Source organism: Streptomyces sp. NPDC048523 (assembly GCF_043199815.1).
GTDB lineage: Bacteria > Actinomycetota > Actinomycetes > Streptomycetales > Streptomycetaceae > Streptomyces.
This window is the reverse complement of the sequence record NZ_JBICWQ010000002.1, coordinates 1-16,930: the sequence shown is the minus strand read 5'-3', so window position 1 is coordinate 16,930 and position 16,930 is coordinate 1. Positions and strand designations below refer to the sequence as shown.

At 70.0% G+C, this 16,930-nt stretch carries 12 protein-coding genes; 4 read left to right on the top strand and 8 right to left on the bottom strand.

Going from position 1 to position 16,930, the window contains the following annotated elements; genetic code table 11:
• Positions 1-152 precede the first annotated feature (152 nt).
• The 8 genes from ACGFWE_RS09055 to ACGFWE_RS09020 all read right to left on the bottom strand — a co-directional run bounded on the left by ACGFWE_RS09055 (position 153) and on the right by ACGFWE_RS09020 (position 10,572).
• A complete protein-coding gene (locus ACGFWE_RS09055; RefSeq protein ID WP_393599002.1) occupies positions 153-1,454 on the bottom strand; it encodes a glycosyltransferase in 1,302 nt (433 codons plus the stop codon).
• Positions 1,455-1,487: 33 nt separating this feature from the next.
• Positions 1,488-2,531 (bottom strand): LLM class F420-dependent oxidoreductase, encoded by a 1,044-nt coding sequence (locus tag ACGFWE_RS09050; RefSeq protein WP_352382605.1) that lies wholly within the window; start codon positions 2,529-2,531, stop codon positions 1,488-1,490.
• A 24-nt stretch (positions 2,532-2,555) separates the two neighbouring features.
• Complete coding sequence (locus tag ACGFWE_RS09045) at positions 2,556-4,208, bottom strand: class I adenylate-forming enzyme family protein (protein WP_393599000.1); 1,653 nt, start codon at positions 4,206-4,208, stop codon at positions 2,556-2,558.
• Between the two features lie 98 nt (positions 4,209-4,306).
• Positions 4,307-6,382 carry a BTAD domain-containing putative transcriptional regulator gene (locus ACGFWE_RS09040; protein ID WP_393598998.1) on the bottom strand — a complete coding sequence of 692 codons (2,076 nt, stop codon included), beginning with the start codon at positions 6,380-6,382 and terminating at the stop codon, positions 4,307-4,309.
• Positions 6,383-6,597: 215 nt separating this feature from the next.
• Positions 6,598-7,629: an ornithine cyclodeaminase gene (locus ACGFWE_RS09035; protein WP_393598996.1), complete on the bottom strand. Its 1,032-nt coding sequence runs from the start codon at positions 7,627-7,629 to the stop codon at positions 6,598-6,600.
• Positions 7,626-8,648: a cysteine synthase family protein gene (locus tag ACGFWE_RS09030; protein WP_393598994.1), complete on the bottom strand. Its 1,023-nt coding sequence runs from the start codon at positions 8,646-8,648 to the stop codon at positions 7,626-7,628. The genes ACGFWE_RS09035 and ACGFWE_RS09030 overlap by 4 nt, the downstream gene beginning before the upstream one ends.
• A complete protein-coding gene (locus tag ACGFWE_RS09025) occupies positions 8,645-9,526 on the bottom strand; it encodes an oxygenase MpaB family protein (RefSeq protein WP_352382596.1) in 882 nt (293 codons plus the stop codon). The genes ACGFWE_RS09030 and ACGFWE_RS09025 overlap by 4 nt, the downstream gene beginning before the upstream one ends.
• Positions 9,527-9,546: 20 nt before the next feature.
• Positions 9,547-10,572 (bottom strand): hypothetical protein, encoded by a 1,026-nt coding sequence (locus ACGFWE_RS09020; RefSeq protein WP_352382594.1) that lies wholly within the window; start codon positions 10,570-10,572, stop codon positions 9,547-9,549.
• 276 nt (positions 10,573-10,848) lie between these two features.
• Here ACGFWE_RS09020 and ACGFWE_RS09015 point away from each other — a divergent pair, with 276 nt between their 5' ends.
• The 4 genes from ACGFWE_RS09015 to ACGFWE_RS09000 all read left to right on the top strand — a co-directional run.
• On the top strand, positions 10,849-11,553 hold the full coding sequence (locus ACGFWE_RS09015; RefSeq protein ID WP_352382593.1) for a thioesterase domain-containing protein: 705 nt from the start codon (positions 10,849-10,851) through the stop codon (positions 11,551-11,553).
• Entirely contained in the window at positions 11,550-12,347 is a 798-nt protein-coding gene (locus ACGFWE_RS09010; protein ID WP_352382592.1) for an enoyl-CoA hydratase-related protein, read from the top strand. Before ACGFWE_RS09015 ends, ACGFWE_RS09010 begins: the two co-directional genes overlap by 4 nt.
• Before the next feature lie 162 nt (positions 12,348-12,509).
• Positions 12,510-13,454, top strand: a complete 945-nt coding sequence (locus ACGFWE_RS09005; RefSeq protein WP_352382590.1) for a TauD/TfdA family dioxygenase — start codon at positions 12,510-12,512, stop codon at positions 13,452-13,454.
• A gap of 53 nt (positions 13,455-13,507) precedes the next feature.
• The coding region (locus ACGFWE_RS09000; RefSeq protein ID WP_393598990.1) for an amino acid adenylation domain-containing protein at positions 13,508-16,930 on the top strand (3,423 nt) is incomplete at its 3' end.

Genomic DNA, 16,930 nt, shown 5'->3' with positions numbered 1-16,930 from the left:
AACATCGGGCGGGGGCCTCCCGCACCGTGCTTTCCACTCGGGAAACGGATGCGGATTCCCTGGCGAGCGACCACTTTCGGATTTCGCCAGGACACTATCCAGCCCGCCCGTCGGCGGGCTGGACAGGTTCTGTACGGTGATCTGCCCCCGGGTCAGGAGGTGGATCCGCCATGGTTCGCGTGAATCTTCTCCAGAACGCGCACCGCGGTACCGCAGCCGTCGTCGTCGCCGACCTTCTCCGCGAGTTCCGCCACTCGGCGCGCGATCGCGGGATCCGTCGTTGCGGTGCGGATCGCGGCGGTCAGGTTCTCGGCGGTGAGGTCGCGCAGCTGGATGGGGGCGGGGGCGACGCCGATCTCCTCCAGGTACTCGGCCCACATCAGCTGCTCCCGGTGGAAGGGGCAGGAGACCTGGGGGATCCCGGCCAGGATGGCTGCGTTGTGGGTGCCTGTGCCACCCGCGTGGACGGCTGCCCTGACACGCGGGAACAGCCAGTCGTAGGGCACATCATGCGCCACGAACACGTCGTCCGCCGACTCGGTGATCTTGATTCCGCCCCAGCCCTCGACGACGATGGCGCGATTGCCGGTGTTCCGTACCGCCTCCAGTACGGTGCTGCCAACACCTTCCGGGTCGAGCCCCAGCATGCTGCCGAAGCCGACGAACACCGGCGCCTCCCCGTCGTCGAGGAACCGCAGCAGCTCCGCCGGTGGCTGCCAGGAGGCCTGCGCGGGCAGCGACCAGAAGCCGGTGGTGTGGACCCACTCGGGCCAGTCCTCGGAGTGCTTCAGCACGTGGGGGCTGAAGCCGTGGATGACCGGGGTCGGTGTGCCGTCCGGGTAGTAGCGCCACTCCATCTCGTCCTCGCGGGGCGGCAGTCCGAGCGTCTCGGCGCGCCAGGAGGTCACCATGGCGTGGGTCCGGGCGTCGAGGGGCTCGCGGGCGGCCCGCTCGTGGTCCGCGAGGTTGTCGGGCCCAGAGGCCAGACCCACGCCCGCCGGATAGTCCCGGGACGGAACGAAGTGGGGGTAGAGCGGGGCCAGGACGTGGGGGACGCCGAGCCGCTCGGCGATCTGGTGGGTCGCCTGGCGGGAGGAATGCGAATAGACGATCATGTCGGCGCCGTCGGAGGCGGCCTCCCACATTTCGCGCAGGATGATGGGGTAGAGGCGGGGCACCATCTCGTCGGCGAGGGTTTGGCGCAGTTTCATCTGCTCGGGGGTGGGCGCGTCGTTGTTCATGAGGATCTCCTGAACATCACGCCGGGCGTGGAGATCCATCATCTCGTCGTTGAGCGGTGCGAATTCCACGCCGTATTCGGCCGCGAAGGTGCCGAACCGCTGCGGACCCGCCAGGACGGCGGTGTGGCCGGCCTGATTGAGGGCGTAGGCCAGTGCCAGGTACGGCTGTATGTCCCCGCGGCTGCCGTGGTTGGAATAGATGATTGCTTTCACGGTTCTTCCCTCGTGAGTGGTGGTAGTGGTGGTTCAGTTGCAAAGTTCTTTGAGCCGCGACATCAGGCCGGCCTCCGTCTGCCCGTCGTCCGGGACGGGTGTGACCTGGATGTGGGTGACCCCGGCCGCCCGGTAGGCGGCCAGCCGGTCCTTGACGTAGTCCTCGGTGCCGCACAGGGTGGTCGCCTCCAGCAGCCGCTCGGGTACGGCCGCCTCGGCGCCGGCGCGGTCGCCGGCGGTGTACAGGTGCTGGATCCTGTCGGCCTCCTCGCCGAACCCGTACCGGCGGATCAGGGCGTCGTAGAAGTTGTGGCCGCCCGCCCCCATCGCGCCGATGAACAGGGCGAGTTGCCGGCGTGCCCGCTCGCGCGCACGATGCGCCGACGGCCCGATGGCCAGTAGCCCGCCGGCCGAGATGCGCAGCGGTCCCAGCGCGGGATCCCGCTTCGCCAGCCCCGCGCGCAAGTCCTCGCCCCACACCCGGTCGGACCATTCGGGGACGAAGAACATGGGCAGCCAGCCCTCCGCGATCTCCGCGGTCATCCGGACGTTGCGCGGGCCGAGCGCCGCGATCCACACGGGGACCGAGTCCCGCAGGGGCGGCGTCAGCAGCCTCATCGCCGTGCCCAGCCCGCTGCCTTCCGGGGCGGGCAGCGGCAGCCGGTGGACGCGTCCGTCGTGACGGGCCGGGCCCTTCCGGCGCCATACCTTCCGCATGATCTCCACGGTTTCCCGCGTGCGGCCGAGCGGGGCGGTGAAGGGAACCCCGTGCCAGCCCTCGATCACCTTGGGGCCGGACGTGCCCAGCCCCACGTGGCAGCGGCCGTGGGAGAGGGCGTCCACCCCGGCCGCCGTCATGGCGAGCAGGGTCGGGGTGCGGGTGTAGAGCGGCATGATGCCCGACCCGATGTGGACGCGTTCCGTTCGCGCGGCGATGTAACCCATGAAGCTGGGCGCGTCGTAACCGTAGGCCTCCGGGACCCACACCAGGTCCAGGCCGGCCCGCTCGAGCGCGCTCACCCGCCGGGCCGACTCCACCGCGTCGCCGTCGTACTGGATCTGCATGGACACCTGCATGGGGGCCTCCGTGGATCGTCGCGGCTACGGCCGCAGGACCGGCTGGGTCAGGGCCACGAGCTCCTTGACCCGGAACTTCTGCACCTTTCCCGAGGACGTGAGGGGCAGTTCGTCGAGCAGGTACCACAGTTGGGGCACCTTGTAGGGGGACAGCAGCTCCCGGCAGGTGGCCCGGAGCTTCTCCATGTCGACGTTCCGGCCCGGCGCCGCCAGCACGGCGGCGGCGACGATCTCCCCCCAGGCTTCGTCGGGAATGCCCACCACGACCGCCTCCTGGACGGCCTTTTCGCGGAGCAGGCACTCCTCGATCTCCGCCGCCGAGATGTTCTCGCCGCCGCGGATGATCACGTCGCTCAACCGGCCGATGATCCGCACCGCCCCCGTGGCGTCCATCGAGCCGAGATCACCCGTATAGAGCCAGCCGACCTCATCCGTCTTGGCCGCGGTTGCCTCGGGGTCGCCGAAGTAGCCGAGCATCTTCTGGTAGCCGCGGGCACAGATCTCGCCCGGTACCTCCAGCGGCAGCGTGTGGCCGTACTCCGGATGACTGATGCGGCACTCGACGTGCGGCAGGGGGCGGCCGACCGTGGCGGACTTCTCCTCCGCGCTGTCCTGTGGTCGCGTCAGGGTCAGCACCGACGCGAGTTCGGTCTGCCCGTACAGGTTGAAGACAGTGGTGGAGAAGAGCCGCTCCACCTCGCCGATGAGCCGGGAGCGGACCGGGGCCGCGCCGGTGAGCACCGCGCCGATGCGGGGGGCGTCGGCGTCCTCCTGCCGAGCGGCCTCGGCCAGTGCCGTCAAAACGGTGGGCACACTGGTGAGGACGGCGTCGGGAGTTTCCCGCAGCACCTTCAGGAGCAGGTGCGGTTCGAACCGCTCGAGCAGGATGAAGGTGCCCCCGCACCACAGGGGGCCCAGGCAGGAGATGACGCAGCCCGCCGTGTGGAACATGGGCAGCGGGGACACGACCGGCGCTCCGTCGTCGATCCCGAGCACGTCGAAGGTGAACCGCGAGACATTGATGATGGCCTGGTGGGACAGCAGCACCGCCTTGGGCAGCCCGGTCGTTCCCGAGGTGAACTGGATCTGCGCCGGCACGGCCGAGGCCGCGTGCTCGCGCTCGGCCGGTACCGGCGAACTTCCGTACAGGTCTTCCCAATCGGACAGCGGTACCACGTGCTCCAGCAGCGGGAGCCCGCCGCGGACGCTCTCGACGACGGTCGCCATGTCGTACGCGCGGCTGCGCTCGGAGTACAGCAGCATCGTCGCCGCGGACGTGCGCAGCGCGTGGACCAGCTCCGGTGCGCGCAGCGCGGGGTTGAGCGCGACGAGGGTCACACCCGCCAGCGCGGCGGCGTACTCGACGATGGGCCACTCGGCGACGTTCGGAGCCCAGATGGCGACCCGGCCGCTCGTGGGTACGCGCTCGCTGATCCAGGCGGCGACCCGCTCGGCCTCACCGAGCAGCTCGGCGTACGTCCAGCGGCGCGACGGCCCCTCCTCCGGTACGGCCACCAGGGCCACCTGGTCGGGCCGGGCCCCGGCGACCTCGCGAAGCAGCGAGCCGACCGTGTGGGACGCGAGGGGGCTGCTGGTGTCGGCGGTCCAGTGCGATTCGGTCAGCACCCGAGTGTCGCCGAGGAGGCCGGGGGGCCTCGACGGCATCTGCAAGGTCATGATGACTCCATGAGGGTCGGGAGGAGCGCACGGCGGACCGCGCCTCCGGCAGGGAGAGGGAAGCGGGAGGGGGAGGGGCGGAGAAGGGGGAAAGAAGATCAGGGCTGGGGCTCGGCCGCATGGAGCCGTACGAGCGGGGCGAAACGGTAGGTGTCGGGACGGGTGTCGGCCGGCTCGATCAGCTGCTGGTCCGTGAGACGCTCCAGCAAGCTGTCCACGTCCTGGGCCGGACAGCGCAGCACGGTCGCCACGGTGCCGGCGGAGAAGGCTCCGTCCACCTCGTGCGCGAGAGAGTGCAGGGACCGCCGGTCGGCGGGGGTGAGGACGGCGAGGCTCCCCTCCAGGCGGGGACGTACGGCCAGCGCCCCCTGGGTGAGAGCGTCGAGCCGGTGGTCCTCGTATCGCAGCCGCCGCGCCATGTGGGCCAGCGTCCAGTGGGGGCGCATGGCCAGGCGCAGGCCGGCTATCCGGATGGCGAGCGGCATGGCCTCGCACAGCTCGACGATCTCGTCCGCTGCGGCCGGCTCCTCGGCCGTCCGGTGCAGGCCGACGATCCTGGCCAGCAGCTCACGCGCCTGCTCCGCGGTGAAGCTGGGGATGCGGAAGTGCCGGGCGCCCTCCAGGGCTGCCAGCGGCTCCCGACTGGTCAGCAGGACCGCGCTGTTGAAGCCGCCCGGCAGCAGCGGGCCCACTTGCTCCTCGTCCGCGACGTTGTCCAGGACCACCAGCGTGCGCCGGTTGACGAGCAGGCTGCGGTACAGCGCCACGCGCCCGGAGAGCGACCTGGGTACGTCCTTCTCGGCGACGCCGAGTGCCTGGAGGAACTGGGAGAGCGCCTCCAGTGCCGGAACGGGCTCCGGAGTATGTCCGCGCAGGTCCACGTAGAACTGGCCGTCAGGGAAGTGTGGGCGGCTCGCGTGGGCGGTACGCACCGCGAGGACCGACTTGCCCGCAGCGGCCGGTCCGTAGAGCGATACGAGGGAAGCGGGTCCGAGCGCCGCGGTGGAGCAGCTCGTGGTAAGCCGACTGAGCACGGGATGGTGCTCGCTGCGGCCGACGAAGTCCTCCGGATCACGCGGAAGGAGAGACGGCGACGCGGGCCCCGGGCGGTGCGTCGGCCGGGCGGGACCGACCGGCCAGGACGGCGCGCCCTGCCCGAGGACCGACAGGTGTGCCGCGCGGAGTTCGGCGCTGGGCTCGATGCCGAACTCCTTGCGGAGCGTGGACTCCAGCTCGGTGTAGAGGGCCAGGGCGGCGACCTGCTGCCCCGAGCCCGCGAGCGCGATCATCAGGCGCGCGTGTAACCCCTCGTGCAACAGGTGCCCTCGCTGGACCTGCCGCAGCCACGGGATGGCTTCGTCGTACTGGCCGGCGCCGATGGCCAGATCGGCCAGGCGCAGGGTCGCGGCCAAGTGCTGGCGGTAGTAGTCGGCGACCGCCGGGTAGGACCTCAGACGTTCGTCGAAGCCTTCCAGGAGTTCGCCGGTGTACGTGTGCACGACCTCGGAGAGGGCCCGGTGCTCACTGGGCACGTCACCCTGCTGCCGGGCCAGCGCGGCCGCACCGCACGCTTCCTGGAACTGGAGCAGGTCGATCTTGTCCTGGTCGATGCACAGTTGGTAGCCCTCGGCCCGGCGGATGAGCGAGGGTGCTCCCGGCTCCGAGGAGCGGTGGCGGTCCAGGAAGCCGCGCAGGCGGGAGACGTGCGTGTGAACGAGCTGTAGGAAGGAGTACGGCGGATCCTCGCCCCAGAGCACGTCGGTGATCTCGTCACGGTGGACGGCCTGGTTGGCGTTGAGCGCCAGCAGCGCCAGCAGATGCCGCTGCTGCGGGGTACCGATGTCCAGCTCGGCGGAGCCGCGCAGCGCGGCGAACGGGCCGAGGAGCTGGATTCTGAACGCCGAGGTCTCTTCGGGCGAGGTGGTGAGGCGCGATCGGCAGGTACGGCCGCAGGTGTTCAGCTGAGGTTCGTTCAGTACCTCGGCAAGACGCTGGAGCGACACGGCACGGGGACGAAGGACCCGGTCCTGCTCGATCTCTCGTAAAGTTCGCATGCTGAGTCCGGATTGTTCTGCCAGTTTGCGCTGGCTCATACCCGCCTGATTCCTCAAATTGCGTATGAGTCGACCCAGTGATGCTGTGGCGGGGCCACTTGGGGCTGGTTCTGTCTCCACGAAATCCCCCTCCCTGAAGATGCGATCGACCCTAAGTTGATCATGGTGTGGCGGATTGGTGCCCAGTGATTAATTAAGGGAATAGTCAATTCCGGCATGACGTGGGCAACATGACGTCCACTCCGCTAGTCAGCCCAGCCCAGCCCAGCCCAGCCCAGCCCAGCGCTGCCTGGTCGCCGAAGCCGCGCGTGCTCCCGCCGGACTTCGGCAGAGCGTTACCTGGGCAGCCGCGTACCGACCCCGCCGGCGACGGCCCTGGCGTGGATGACGTCCGCCAGCGCGATGTCGTGCACACCCATGCCGAACGGGTTGATCACGACCCGGTCCCGGGCCTCGATCGGCCGGGTGTACTCGCCGGCCACCAGTGCGGGCAGCTCGGCGTCCACGGCCCGCGAGCCGGCCGGTGGAGTACTGCCCGGCCCGGTCACCCGGCCGGAGCCGGCGAGCCTGCCCAGGAGCCGGTGGTCGTCGCCGCTCACCAGCTCCCAGTCGTCGACGAACAGGTGGTCGCAGCCAGTCAGCAGACCCTCGGACGCGTCGTCCAGCGAGACGTTGACGAAGGTTCCGCCTTCGTGGAGCCAGTCCAGTTCGACGTAGGACTCCGTCGTCGTCGTGGCCGCGATGACGAGTCCGGCGCCGGCGACGGCCTGCCGGGCCTGCTCCACCCCCCGGACGTCGACGGCCGGGGCTGCCTCGCGGCACTCCGCGGCCAGCTCCTCGCGCGCAGCGGGATCACGGTCGTACAGCAGCACCCGCTCCAGCCCCGGGCACTCCGCCATCAGCAGCTGCAGGTGTGCCCGAGCCTGGCGGCCGCACCCGAGGAAGGCCACGCTCGTCACGGACGTGAGTCTGCGGGCCGCCTGGACGGCGGCCAGGGACACGCCCGCGGTCCGGAGGGCACTGATACGGGCACCCTCCATCACGCAGCTCGGGTGCGCCGTCTCCGGGTCGGCCAGCACGATCAGTCCGGCCGCGCGGGTGATCCCCCGCTCGTGATTGCCGAGTGAACTGTTGATGATCTTGCACCCGTAGCCGGTTCCCGACCAGCCGGGCAGGATCAGACTGCGGGCCGAGTCGCCCATGGGCGTGGTCCAGCGCAGCGCCGCCTCCGGAGTCAGGCCCGCCGTACCGCGTCGGAAGGCCAGGAGCGTGTCGCGGACCAGGTCGACGATCGGCAGGCCGCGGCTCAGCTCGTCGACCTGGTCACCCGTCAGGTACCGGATCGTGGTGTCAAGGTCGGTGTTCACTGGTGCTCTCCGTTCTCCAGCCGGGCCGCTCCCAGGGCTTCCAGGGCGGTCAGGACTGCGTGCCCCGGCTCCGGCGGCACAGGAAGCGGACGGGCGTAGATCTGCTCGTACTTGTCGCCGGCGTCGGGGCAGACACAGGCGATCCGGGCGACGTTCGGCGTGTCCTGTGCGTACAGGAGTGCGGCGAGAACGGCGGCACCACCCGAGCCGCCGAGCCGGACCCGCGTGCTGGAGGCGACCTGGAGGCACGCCATGGCCGCGTGCACGTCGTCCAGCGTGAAGGCCCGGTCCCAGTGGTCGCCGGTGAGAAACCTCGACGTCTGGCCCGAGCCGAAGCCCGGCAGCTTGAAGGGCCGGTCGCCGGGCGTTCCGCCCAGCGCCGCGGACCCCACGGCGTCCACGGCCAGCAGCCGTGTCTCCGGGCGATGCTCCCGGAAGTGATCGGCGATGCCGGCCAGGGTGCCGCCGGTGGACACCGCGACACAGACGGCGTCGAGCTCTCCCGGAGGCAGGGCCCGTGTCAGTTCGGCCGCGGTGCTCCACCGGTGAACCAGTGGGTTCGCCGGATTCTCGTACTGGTCGGTCCACACCGCGGCCGGGTCGTCCGCCAGGATCGCCCGTACGGCGTCCAGCCGGGCGCCCAGTGTGCGGCCGCCGGCGACCTCGGGAACGACCACGACGTCGGCTCCGTGGGCGGCCATCTCCTCGCGGCTGTGCTGCGGGGTGCTGGGCTCGACCACCAGGGTGCACCGGTACCCGCGCTCCGCACAGAGACCGGCAAGAGCCACCCCGAGGTTCCCCGAGGTCGACTCCACGACCCTGCTGCCGGGGCCGAGCCGGCCGGCCGACTCCAGCGACCCGAGGAGGGCCTGAGCGGTACGGGCCTTGATCGAGCCGAAGCAGTTCTCGGCCTCCATCTTCAGCCGCACCCGAACGGTACGGCCGCGCAGCGGAACCCGGAGGGAGAGCAGCGGGGTGCCGCCTATGACGCGTCGGCGCGCCGCCAGACCACCGCTCACGCGGACGGCATCTCTCGGGTCGGCGTCTTACCGGTACCGGGGCCGATCTGCGACAGGTCGTAGCCCACCGGGTAGCCGGGATAGGTCCTGGCCGTCGGACGGGCCAGCAGACGGGCCACCGGTTTCGGCGCGATCCGCTCGGCCAGCGCGTGACCCCGAAGGCCAAGCCGGTTCAACGCACGGGCCCAGGCCGGGGGATGCGCGAAGCCGAGCATCCGCCGCGCTTCCCCGTCGAGCCGGCACGGAAGCGTGGCCGCCACCAGGGAGTCGAGCGGGCGCGGGTACCAGGATGAGTAGAGCTTGAGCAGCGACGTGCCGACCCGGTGGTTGCTGGCGGTCGGCCGGAACATCCGTTGCTCGTACTCCCGGTTGAAGAGCTCGAACTTGTCGTAGTCCGTGGGGAGTTCCTTGATGTTCATGCGCTTCCCGGTAGCCACGAAGAAGTGGAAGGCGGCGAGCTTCTCCACGGTGCTGACCCGGCGCCAGGACCAGCGGTCGATCCAGCGGATCGGCTCGAAGACGAAGGTGGATAGCACATACAGCATGTCCTCGTTCGCGATGTCGAAATGACTGTGGGCACGGTTGATCTGACGCAGCGCCTGCCGACCTCGCTCGGAGTCGTAGCCGCCGTTGACCATCTCGCCGAGCAGGATGCGAGTGTCGTCGTAGCGCTTCTGCGCCCGCTGCGCGAACTCTCCGGTGCCATCGAGCATTTCGGATATGACCGGCACGCAGCAGGTCCGCCAGATGGCGACTTCCAGGCCGCGCCCGTAGTCCCAGGGGAACTCGCGGTCGGAGGAGATCCGGTGGATCAGCTCATGATCGGATGCGGGGTCCAGCGTCTGCAGATAGCGGAGCGTCGCATAGCGGTTCTGCATGTCCCAAGGCCTCCAGCGCGTCAGAGCGGTGTGATGCCGGAGGCGTTGACGACCTCCGGACGGGCCGGGTTGAACCGGTCCGTCTCGAAGCGCCACTGCAACTGTCCGCTCAGCCAAGTGCGCAGTCCCTCGACATGGCGTTCCAGGGCTGGGCGCATCGGGTCATCGGCGCCGGCCCGCCGGGCGTTCTCGTAACAGCCCGAGGCGAGTTCGGTGAAGCGGTCGACGCGGGCCTGGATCATGCCGGCGACCGCGTCGGCGGCGGTCTGGAGATCCGTGCCGTGCGCTCGCCGGTGGACCAGCACCAGGTTGTGCGGGTCTCCCAGCAACGCTTCCTTTTCGCAGGAGAAGAGATCGTTCGTCCACAGGTCTGCATCCGACAGGGCCTGATTCATCTCGGCGAATTCCGGCAGGCCGTAGACCGCCTCGGGAACCACCCAGTGCCGCGCGACTTCCACCAGGTCGAGATACGGCATCAGGGCGCAGCCCCGCATTCGCAGGTATTCGTCGAGCTCGGGAATCCGGCCCGTCGAGCGATTGGCGGCTTCCCAGACACACGTCTCGAAGAAATCAGCGATATGCGCCGTGAACCTTTTCCGCCAGGCCGGAGTGGTGTCCGCGCAGGTGCGTTCCCACAGGTCGTGGAAAGCTGGCCGGAAAGCTGCGGTGAACGAGTCCTCGCTGGGCGGGTGCGGAATCGGCGGCACGCCCTCGGGCGGCAGCCATCCGAGCACCATGGTGCAAACCTCCCGTAACCGATCCGGTTCGGTGCCCAGCCGCGTCTCGTCGAACTGGTCGTCGAGCACCAGCATGCAGCTGATCCAGTCGGTGACCAGAGCCAGTTCGGTGAACTCGGCATAGGGATAGGCCCGGGCCATCAGGGTCCCGAGCCGGGAGACCTCGTGGTGCCGCCGGGAGACCTCGTCCGGGACCAGGCCGAACCTGCGGACGAATTGACGGGTGTGCCCCTCCACGCGATCGGCGAGCGGGCTTAGATGCGGAAGAAATTCGACATTGATATGTGGCATTCGCAGAGGGGCAGTCATCGCGCCAACCGTTAATTGTGAAATCGACGGGCCCGATCGTACGTCGTCTCCGACCGACCCGGCTGGATGCGGCCTATATGCGAAACTGCCTCTTGAATACCGGATGGGCGGGGGTAAGTTTTTCCAGCGGCCCCGCCTCGGCGGACCGCTGCATCATATTCGCTCGGCAGGTATCCAATGCAGAGGCGTCACATGTCTTCCTCGATTCCGGTAGTCACCTCGTGCGGCGGGTGGATTCGCCGGTACCGGCACGTTCCCTCGCCTCGGCTGCGCCTCGTGTGCTTCGCGCATGCCGGGGGATCGGCCGCCGCGTTCCGCTCCTGGCCGGGGCTGCTCCCGGACGACGTGGAACTGCTCGCGGTGCAGTACCCCGGCCGGCACGACCGGTTCACCGAGCCGTGCGTGGACTCGATGGAGCCCATGGCCGACGCGGTCGCCACCGCGCTTACGCCGTTCCTGGACCGCCCGATGGCATTCTTCGGCCACAGTCTGGGGGCCGCCGTCGCCTACGAGGCCACGCTGCGCCTGGAACGGTCCCACCACACACCTCCCGCCCACCTGTTCGTCTCCGGCCGCCCGGCCCCCTCGCGACCGCGGCAGTCCAAGGACCTCCACCGGCTCGACGACGACGGCCTGTTGGCGGAACTGAGCGCATTGGGCGGCATGGAAGGTGGAGTGCTGGCCGACCCCGGACTCAGAGCAGTGGTCCTGCCGGCGCTGCGGACCGACATCCGGATCGCCGAGACCTACCGGGCGGAGCCCGGCAGCCGGACCGGAGTCCCCGTCACGGCCTACCACGGTGACCGCGACGCCGGCGTCGCGGCGGAGGACGTAAGGGCCTGGTCCGAGCACACCACGGCGGACTTCACCTCGCGGCCCTTCGCGGGCGGCCACTTCTACCTCAACGACCTGGCGCCGGAGCTCGTGGCCGACCTGGCCGCCCGGCTGGACCACATCGGACACCCGGAGCGGACGGCATGAGCGGTCCGGTGGTCCTGACCGAGCGTCGGGGTCCGGGCGTCATGCTCGTGACGCTCAACCGCCCGCACCGCAAGAACGCGCTCACCGACGAGATGCTGGCGGCACTGGAGAGCCTGTGCCGCCAGCTGGCTGAGGACGACTCCGTCAGGGCAGTCGTCCTGGCGGGCGCCGACGAGGCGTTCTGCTCCGGCTTCGACCTGGACGGCGTGGACGACATGACGGCACTGCCCCCGCTGCGGCTGCAACAGCGCGTGGAACGGCAGGCCGCGGCCGTCACCGCCCTGTATGAGCTGCCCCAGGCGGTCATCGCCGCCGTCGACGGCCCGTGCGTCGGCGCGGGCCTGTCCCTCGCACTCTCCGCCGACATCCGGGTCGCCACCTCGCGTGCCAGGTGCCGCGCCGCCTTCGTGCGGATCGGGCTCTCCGGGGGCGACCTGGGCGCCTCCTGGCTGCTGCCCCGGATCGTCGGCCTCGGACCCGCCCTCGACCTCCTGCTCACCGGCCGGACCGTCGGTGCGGACGAGGCGTTCACCCTGCAGCTGGTGAACCGGGTGGTCCCCGACGCCGCACTGCTGACCGAGGCGCTGGCGCTGGCCGAGGTCATCGCCGCCAACAGCCCGGTCGCCGTCGCCGTCACCAAATCAGTCGTACACGCCAACGCCGGTGCGTCCTGCCTGGCCGACGCCCTCAAGAGGGAGTCGGTCGCGCAGGTGCTCACCGCGAAGTCGGCGGATGTGGCCGAAGCCGTGTCCGCCTTCCGGGAAGGCCGAACACCCCGGTTCACCGGACGCTGAGGCGGGCCGGACGGCGCCACAAGGACCGCCCACGCCTGCCAACCACCGCCGCAGCAGCGGCAGTTTTCGCCGTACAGGCAGCGTCCAGCTCCCTCGGGAAGGCCCTGCCTAGCATCGTCCAGTGCTCCACGATCACCATCGAAGGCTTGGAAGGACAGCACGTTGAACACTGCCGAGAACTGGCGGCCGCTGGAGCTCACTCCCTGGGACACCGGTGCCGAAGCGACCCCGGCCGGGCTCGTCGAGTACATCGCGCGAGCCGGGCTCGACGAACTCATCGTCAGGGAGAAGGCATTGGTCTTCCGGGGCTTCGGAGTCTCCACGGGAACCTACGACACCGTCGCCGACGCCCTGCTGCCGCGGCGGCTGGCCTACGTCCACGGCAACTCCCCCCGGACCAAGGTCGCCGCCGTGGGCGAGAACGTCTACACGTCCACCGAGTACCCGCCCGAGTATCAGATCTCCCTGCACAACGAGATGTCGTACGCCCACCAGTGGCCCGGACGCCTGCTGTTCTACTGCGACCGGGCCCCGTCCTCCGGCGGCGCCACCCCTGTCGTCGACGGTCAGCTGTGGCTGGAGTCCATCGACCCCGAGGTCAGGAAGGCGTTCGCCGGTGGCGTCCGCTACACCCAGAACCTGCGCGGCGGACATGGACTGGGCAAGAGCTGGCAGGACACCTTCGAGACCGATGACCGGGGCGAGGTGGAAGCCTTCCTCGCAGGCACCGGCGCCGACTGGAAGTGGAAGTCCGACGGCACTCTGTGGATCAGCCAGGTCGGCCCCGCGACCCTGCGCCACCCGGTCACCCGTACCGAGGTGTGGTTCAACCAGGCCGACCAGTTCCACATAGCCGGACTGGGTGAGGACGCGGCCCTGTTGATGGAGCTGATGTCCGAGGACGAGATGCCGCAGGCGGCGTCGTACGCGGACGGCACCCCGATCCCCGCCGAGCACATCACCCACGTCCAGGAAACCGGTCTCCGGCACGCCGTCGACGTGGACTGGCACGCCGGGGACCTGCTCCTCATCGACAACATCCTGGTCGGCCACGGTCGCCGCCCGTACACCGGGAACCGGCGCGTGCTGGTCGCGATGTCCGACTAGACCGCCTCCCGTTGTGGACGAGGCCGCCGACCGAAGCCGACCGAGGACAGAACATGACCACGAGTGACCGCCCGCGCAACCTCCGTACCGGGATCGAAGACGTACTGCCGCTCTCACCGCTGCAAGAGGGTCTGCTCTTCCACGCGCACTACGACGGTCACGAGCGCGACGTCTACACGGTCCAGCTCGGCATCGACCTCACCGGCCCCCTCGACGCAGGCCGTCTCCACGCGGCGGTCCACGGTCTGCTGCGCCGCCACCCGCAGCTGCGCGCCGGCTTTCGGACGACCGCCTCGGGCAAGTCCGTTCAGTTCGTTCCCCGGCAGTCCGAACCCGGCTGGCAGGAGGCGGACCTCTCGGGCCTCGACCCGGCCGAGCGCGACGCGGAACTGGAACGGATCACCGAGCGCGAGCGCCGGGCCGGCTTCGACCTCGCCAAGCCCCCGTTGATCCGGCTGGCGCTCGTCCGGCTGGAGCGGGATTTGCACCGGCTCGTCCTGACCAACCACCACATCCTCATGGACGGGTGGTCGGGCCCGCTCGTCCTGCGTGAACTCTTCACCCTGTACGAGCACGGCGCCGACAGCGAGGTCCTGCCGCCCGCCACCCCCTACCGTGCCTTCCTCACCTGGCTGGCCCGGCAGGACCGGCGCACCTCGCTGGAGGCGTGGCGACAGGCGCTCGACGGGGTGGACGAGCCCACGCGCGTGGCACCGGCCACCGGCCCCGGCGATGTCGCGGCGCCCGCCGAACAGATCACCCTGGACGTCCCGGACGGCCTGGCCGAGGATCTGCGCCGGCAGGCCCGGGCCCACGGCACCACCGTCAGCACCGTGCTCCAGGCGGCCTGGGCGATGCTGCTGAGCAAGATCACCGGGTGTGAGGACGTCGTCTTCGGCTCCACCGTCTCGGTGCGCCCGCCCGAGATCCCCGGCATCGACAGCATGATCGGCCTCTTCATCAACACCATCCCGGTACGGATCCGGCTACGGGCGGGGGAGCCCCTGGGCTCGCTGCTGACCCGGGTGCGCGTCGAGCAGACCGCTCTGATGGACCACCAGTACCTCGGCCTGGCCGACATCCAGAGCCTGGTGGGCGTAGGGGAGCTCTTCGATACGTCGGTCGTCTACGAGAACTACCCAGTCGACCGGGACACCCTCGGCACGTCGGTGCGCGGCGTACGGATCACGGGGGCTGAAGGCCGCGATGCCACGCACTACGCGCTCGGCCTGATCGCCGCAGCCTCCGGAGACCGCCTGGAACTGCGACTCGAACACCGTCCGGACCGCTTCGACCACACCGCCGCCGGCATCGTACTGACCCGCTACCGGCGGATCCTCGAAGCCTTCGCCACCGAGCCCGGCCTGCCCACCGGCCGGGTCGACGTCCTCGGCGACGCCGAGCGCCGAATGCTGCTCGACACCTTCAACGACACGGCTCAGGAGACACCGGACACCACCGTCGTCGGGATCCTCCAGGATCAGGCCGCCCGTACCCCCGACCGCGCCGCCGTCGTCTTCGCGGACACCGTCGCCGACTTCGCCGAGTTCAACGCCGAGGCCAACCGGCTGGCCCACCATCTCCTCGACCGCCGGATCGGTGCCGAGGACGTGGTCGCCCTCGCCCTGCCGCGGTCCCCGCAGGCCCTGGCCGCCCTGTTCGCGGTACTGAAGACGGGCGCGGCCTACCTGCCGCTCGATCCCGACGACCCTGCGGACCGCATCGCCACCCTCCTGGGCGACGCCCGGCCCGTCCTGATGCTCACGGCCCGGGACCGGGCCGCCACCCTGCCTCCGACCGGGATACCCACGATCATGCTGGACGACCCGGCCGTCGTACGGGACGTGGCCCGGCGCCCTGCAAAGGACCCGGCGGACGCCGACCGGACCAGCCCGGTGCTCCCCGAGCACATCGCCTACGTGCACTACACCTCCGGCTCCACCGGCGCGCCCAAGGGCGTCGCCGTGCCGCACCGGGGGCTCGCCAGCCTGTTCGCCAGCCACCGGAGCCAGGTGTACGTCCCGGCCGCCGACGCCCTGGGCAAGGACCGGATCCGCATCACGCACACCGCCGCACTGTCCTCCGATGCACTCTGGCCGCCCTTGCTGTGGATGCTCGCCGGCCACGAACTGCACCTCGTCGAGGACGTGGTGCGCCGCGACGCCGAGGCCCTTGTCGGCTACGTCACCCGCCACGGCATCGACCTCGTCGACGTGACCCCCTCCTACGGCCGGCTTCTGCTCGCCCAGGACCTCCTCAATGACCCCCGGCCGGCTGGTGGCACCACCCCGGCCGCGGTCATGGTGGGCGGCGAAGCCGTTCCCCAGTCCCTCTGGGACCAGTTGCGGGCCTCCGCTCCGCTCAGCCACAACTTCTACGGACCCACCGAGACCACCGTCGACTCCGTCGTGGCATCCGTTGCCGACAGCGAGCAGCCCGTCATCGGCCGTCCCGTCGGCGACACGCGGGTGTATGTGTTGGACGGTGGGTTGCGGCCGGTGCCGGTGGGGACGCCGGGTGAGTTGTATGTCGCGGGTTCGGGTGTGGCTCGTGGGTATGTGGGTCGGCCGGGGTTGACGGCGGAGCGGTTTGTGGCTGATCCGTTCGGTGGTGGTGGTGTCCGGATGTACCGGACGGGTGATGTGGTGCGGTGGCGTGCGGACGGGAATCTGGAGTTCCTGGGGCGTGCGGATGATCAGGTGAAGGTGCGTGGTTACCGGATCGAGCCGGGCGAGATCGAATCGGCGCTCTGCCGGCTGGGCGGCCTCGCCCAGGCCACCGTCGTCGTCCACGAGGATGAAGCCACCGGCGACTCCCGTCTGGCCGCCTACGTCGTGCCCCGACCCGGACACCGGACCGACGTGCACGCCCTGCGGCGTGCGGCCGCCGCGGAACTGCCCGGTCACATGGTGCCGACCGCGATGGTGGGCCTGGACGTCCTCCCGCTGCTGCCCACCGGCAAGCTCGATCGTGCTGCGTTGCCTGTGCCGGAGTTTGGTGTGGGTGGGGTGGGGCGTGGTCCGCGGAGTCCGCAGGAGGAGATTTTGTGCGGGTTGTTCGCGGAGGTGCTGGGGGTTTCGCGGGTTGGTATCGACGACGGGTTCTTCGAGCTGGGTGGGCATTCGTTGTCGGCGACTCGTCTGGTGAGTCGGGTGCGTTCGGTGCTGGGTGTGGAGTTGCCGGTTCGGGCGTTGTTCGAGGCTCCGTCGGTGGCGGGGTTGTCGGTGTGGGTGCGGGAGTCGGGTGGGGTTGCGCGGTCGGCGTTGGTGCCGGTGGTGCGTCCTGAGGTGGTGCCGTTGTCGTTCGCGCAGCGCCGTTTGTGGTTCCTGAACCGTCTGGAGCGTGGTGCTGCGCAGTACAACATGACGTTGTCGCTGCGGTTGTCGGGTGTGTTGGACCGTGATGCGTTGGTGTGTGCGCTGGCGGATGTGGTGGGTCGTCATGAGAGTTTGCGGACGGTGTTCCCTGAGGTGGAT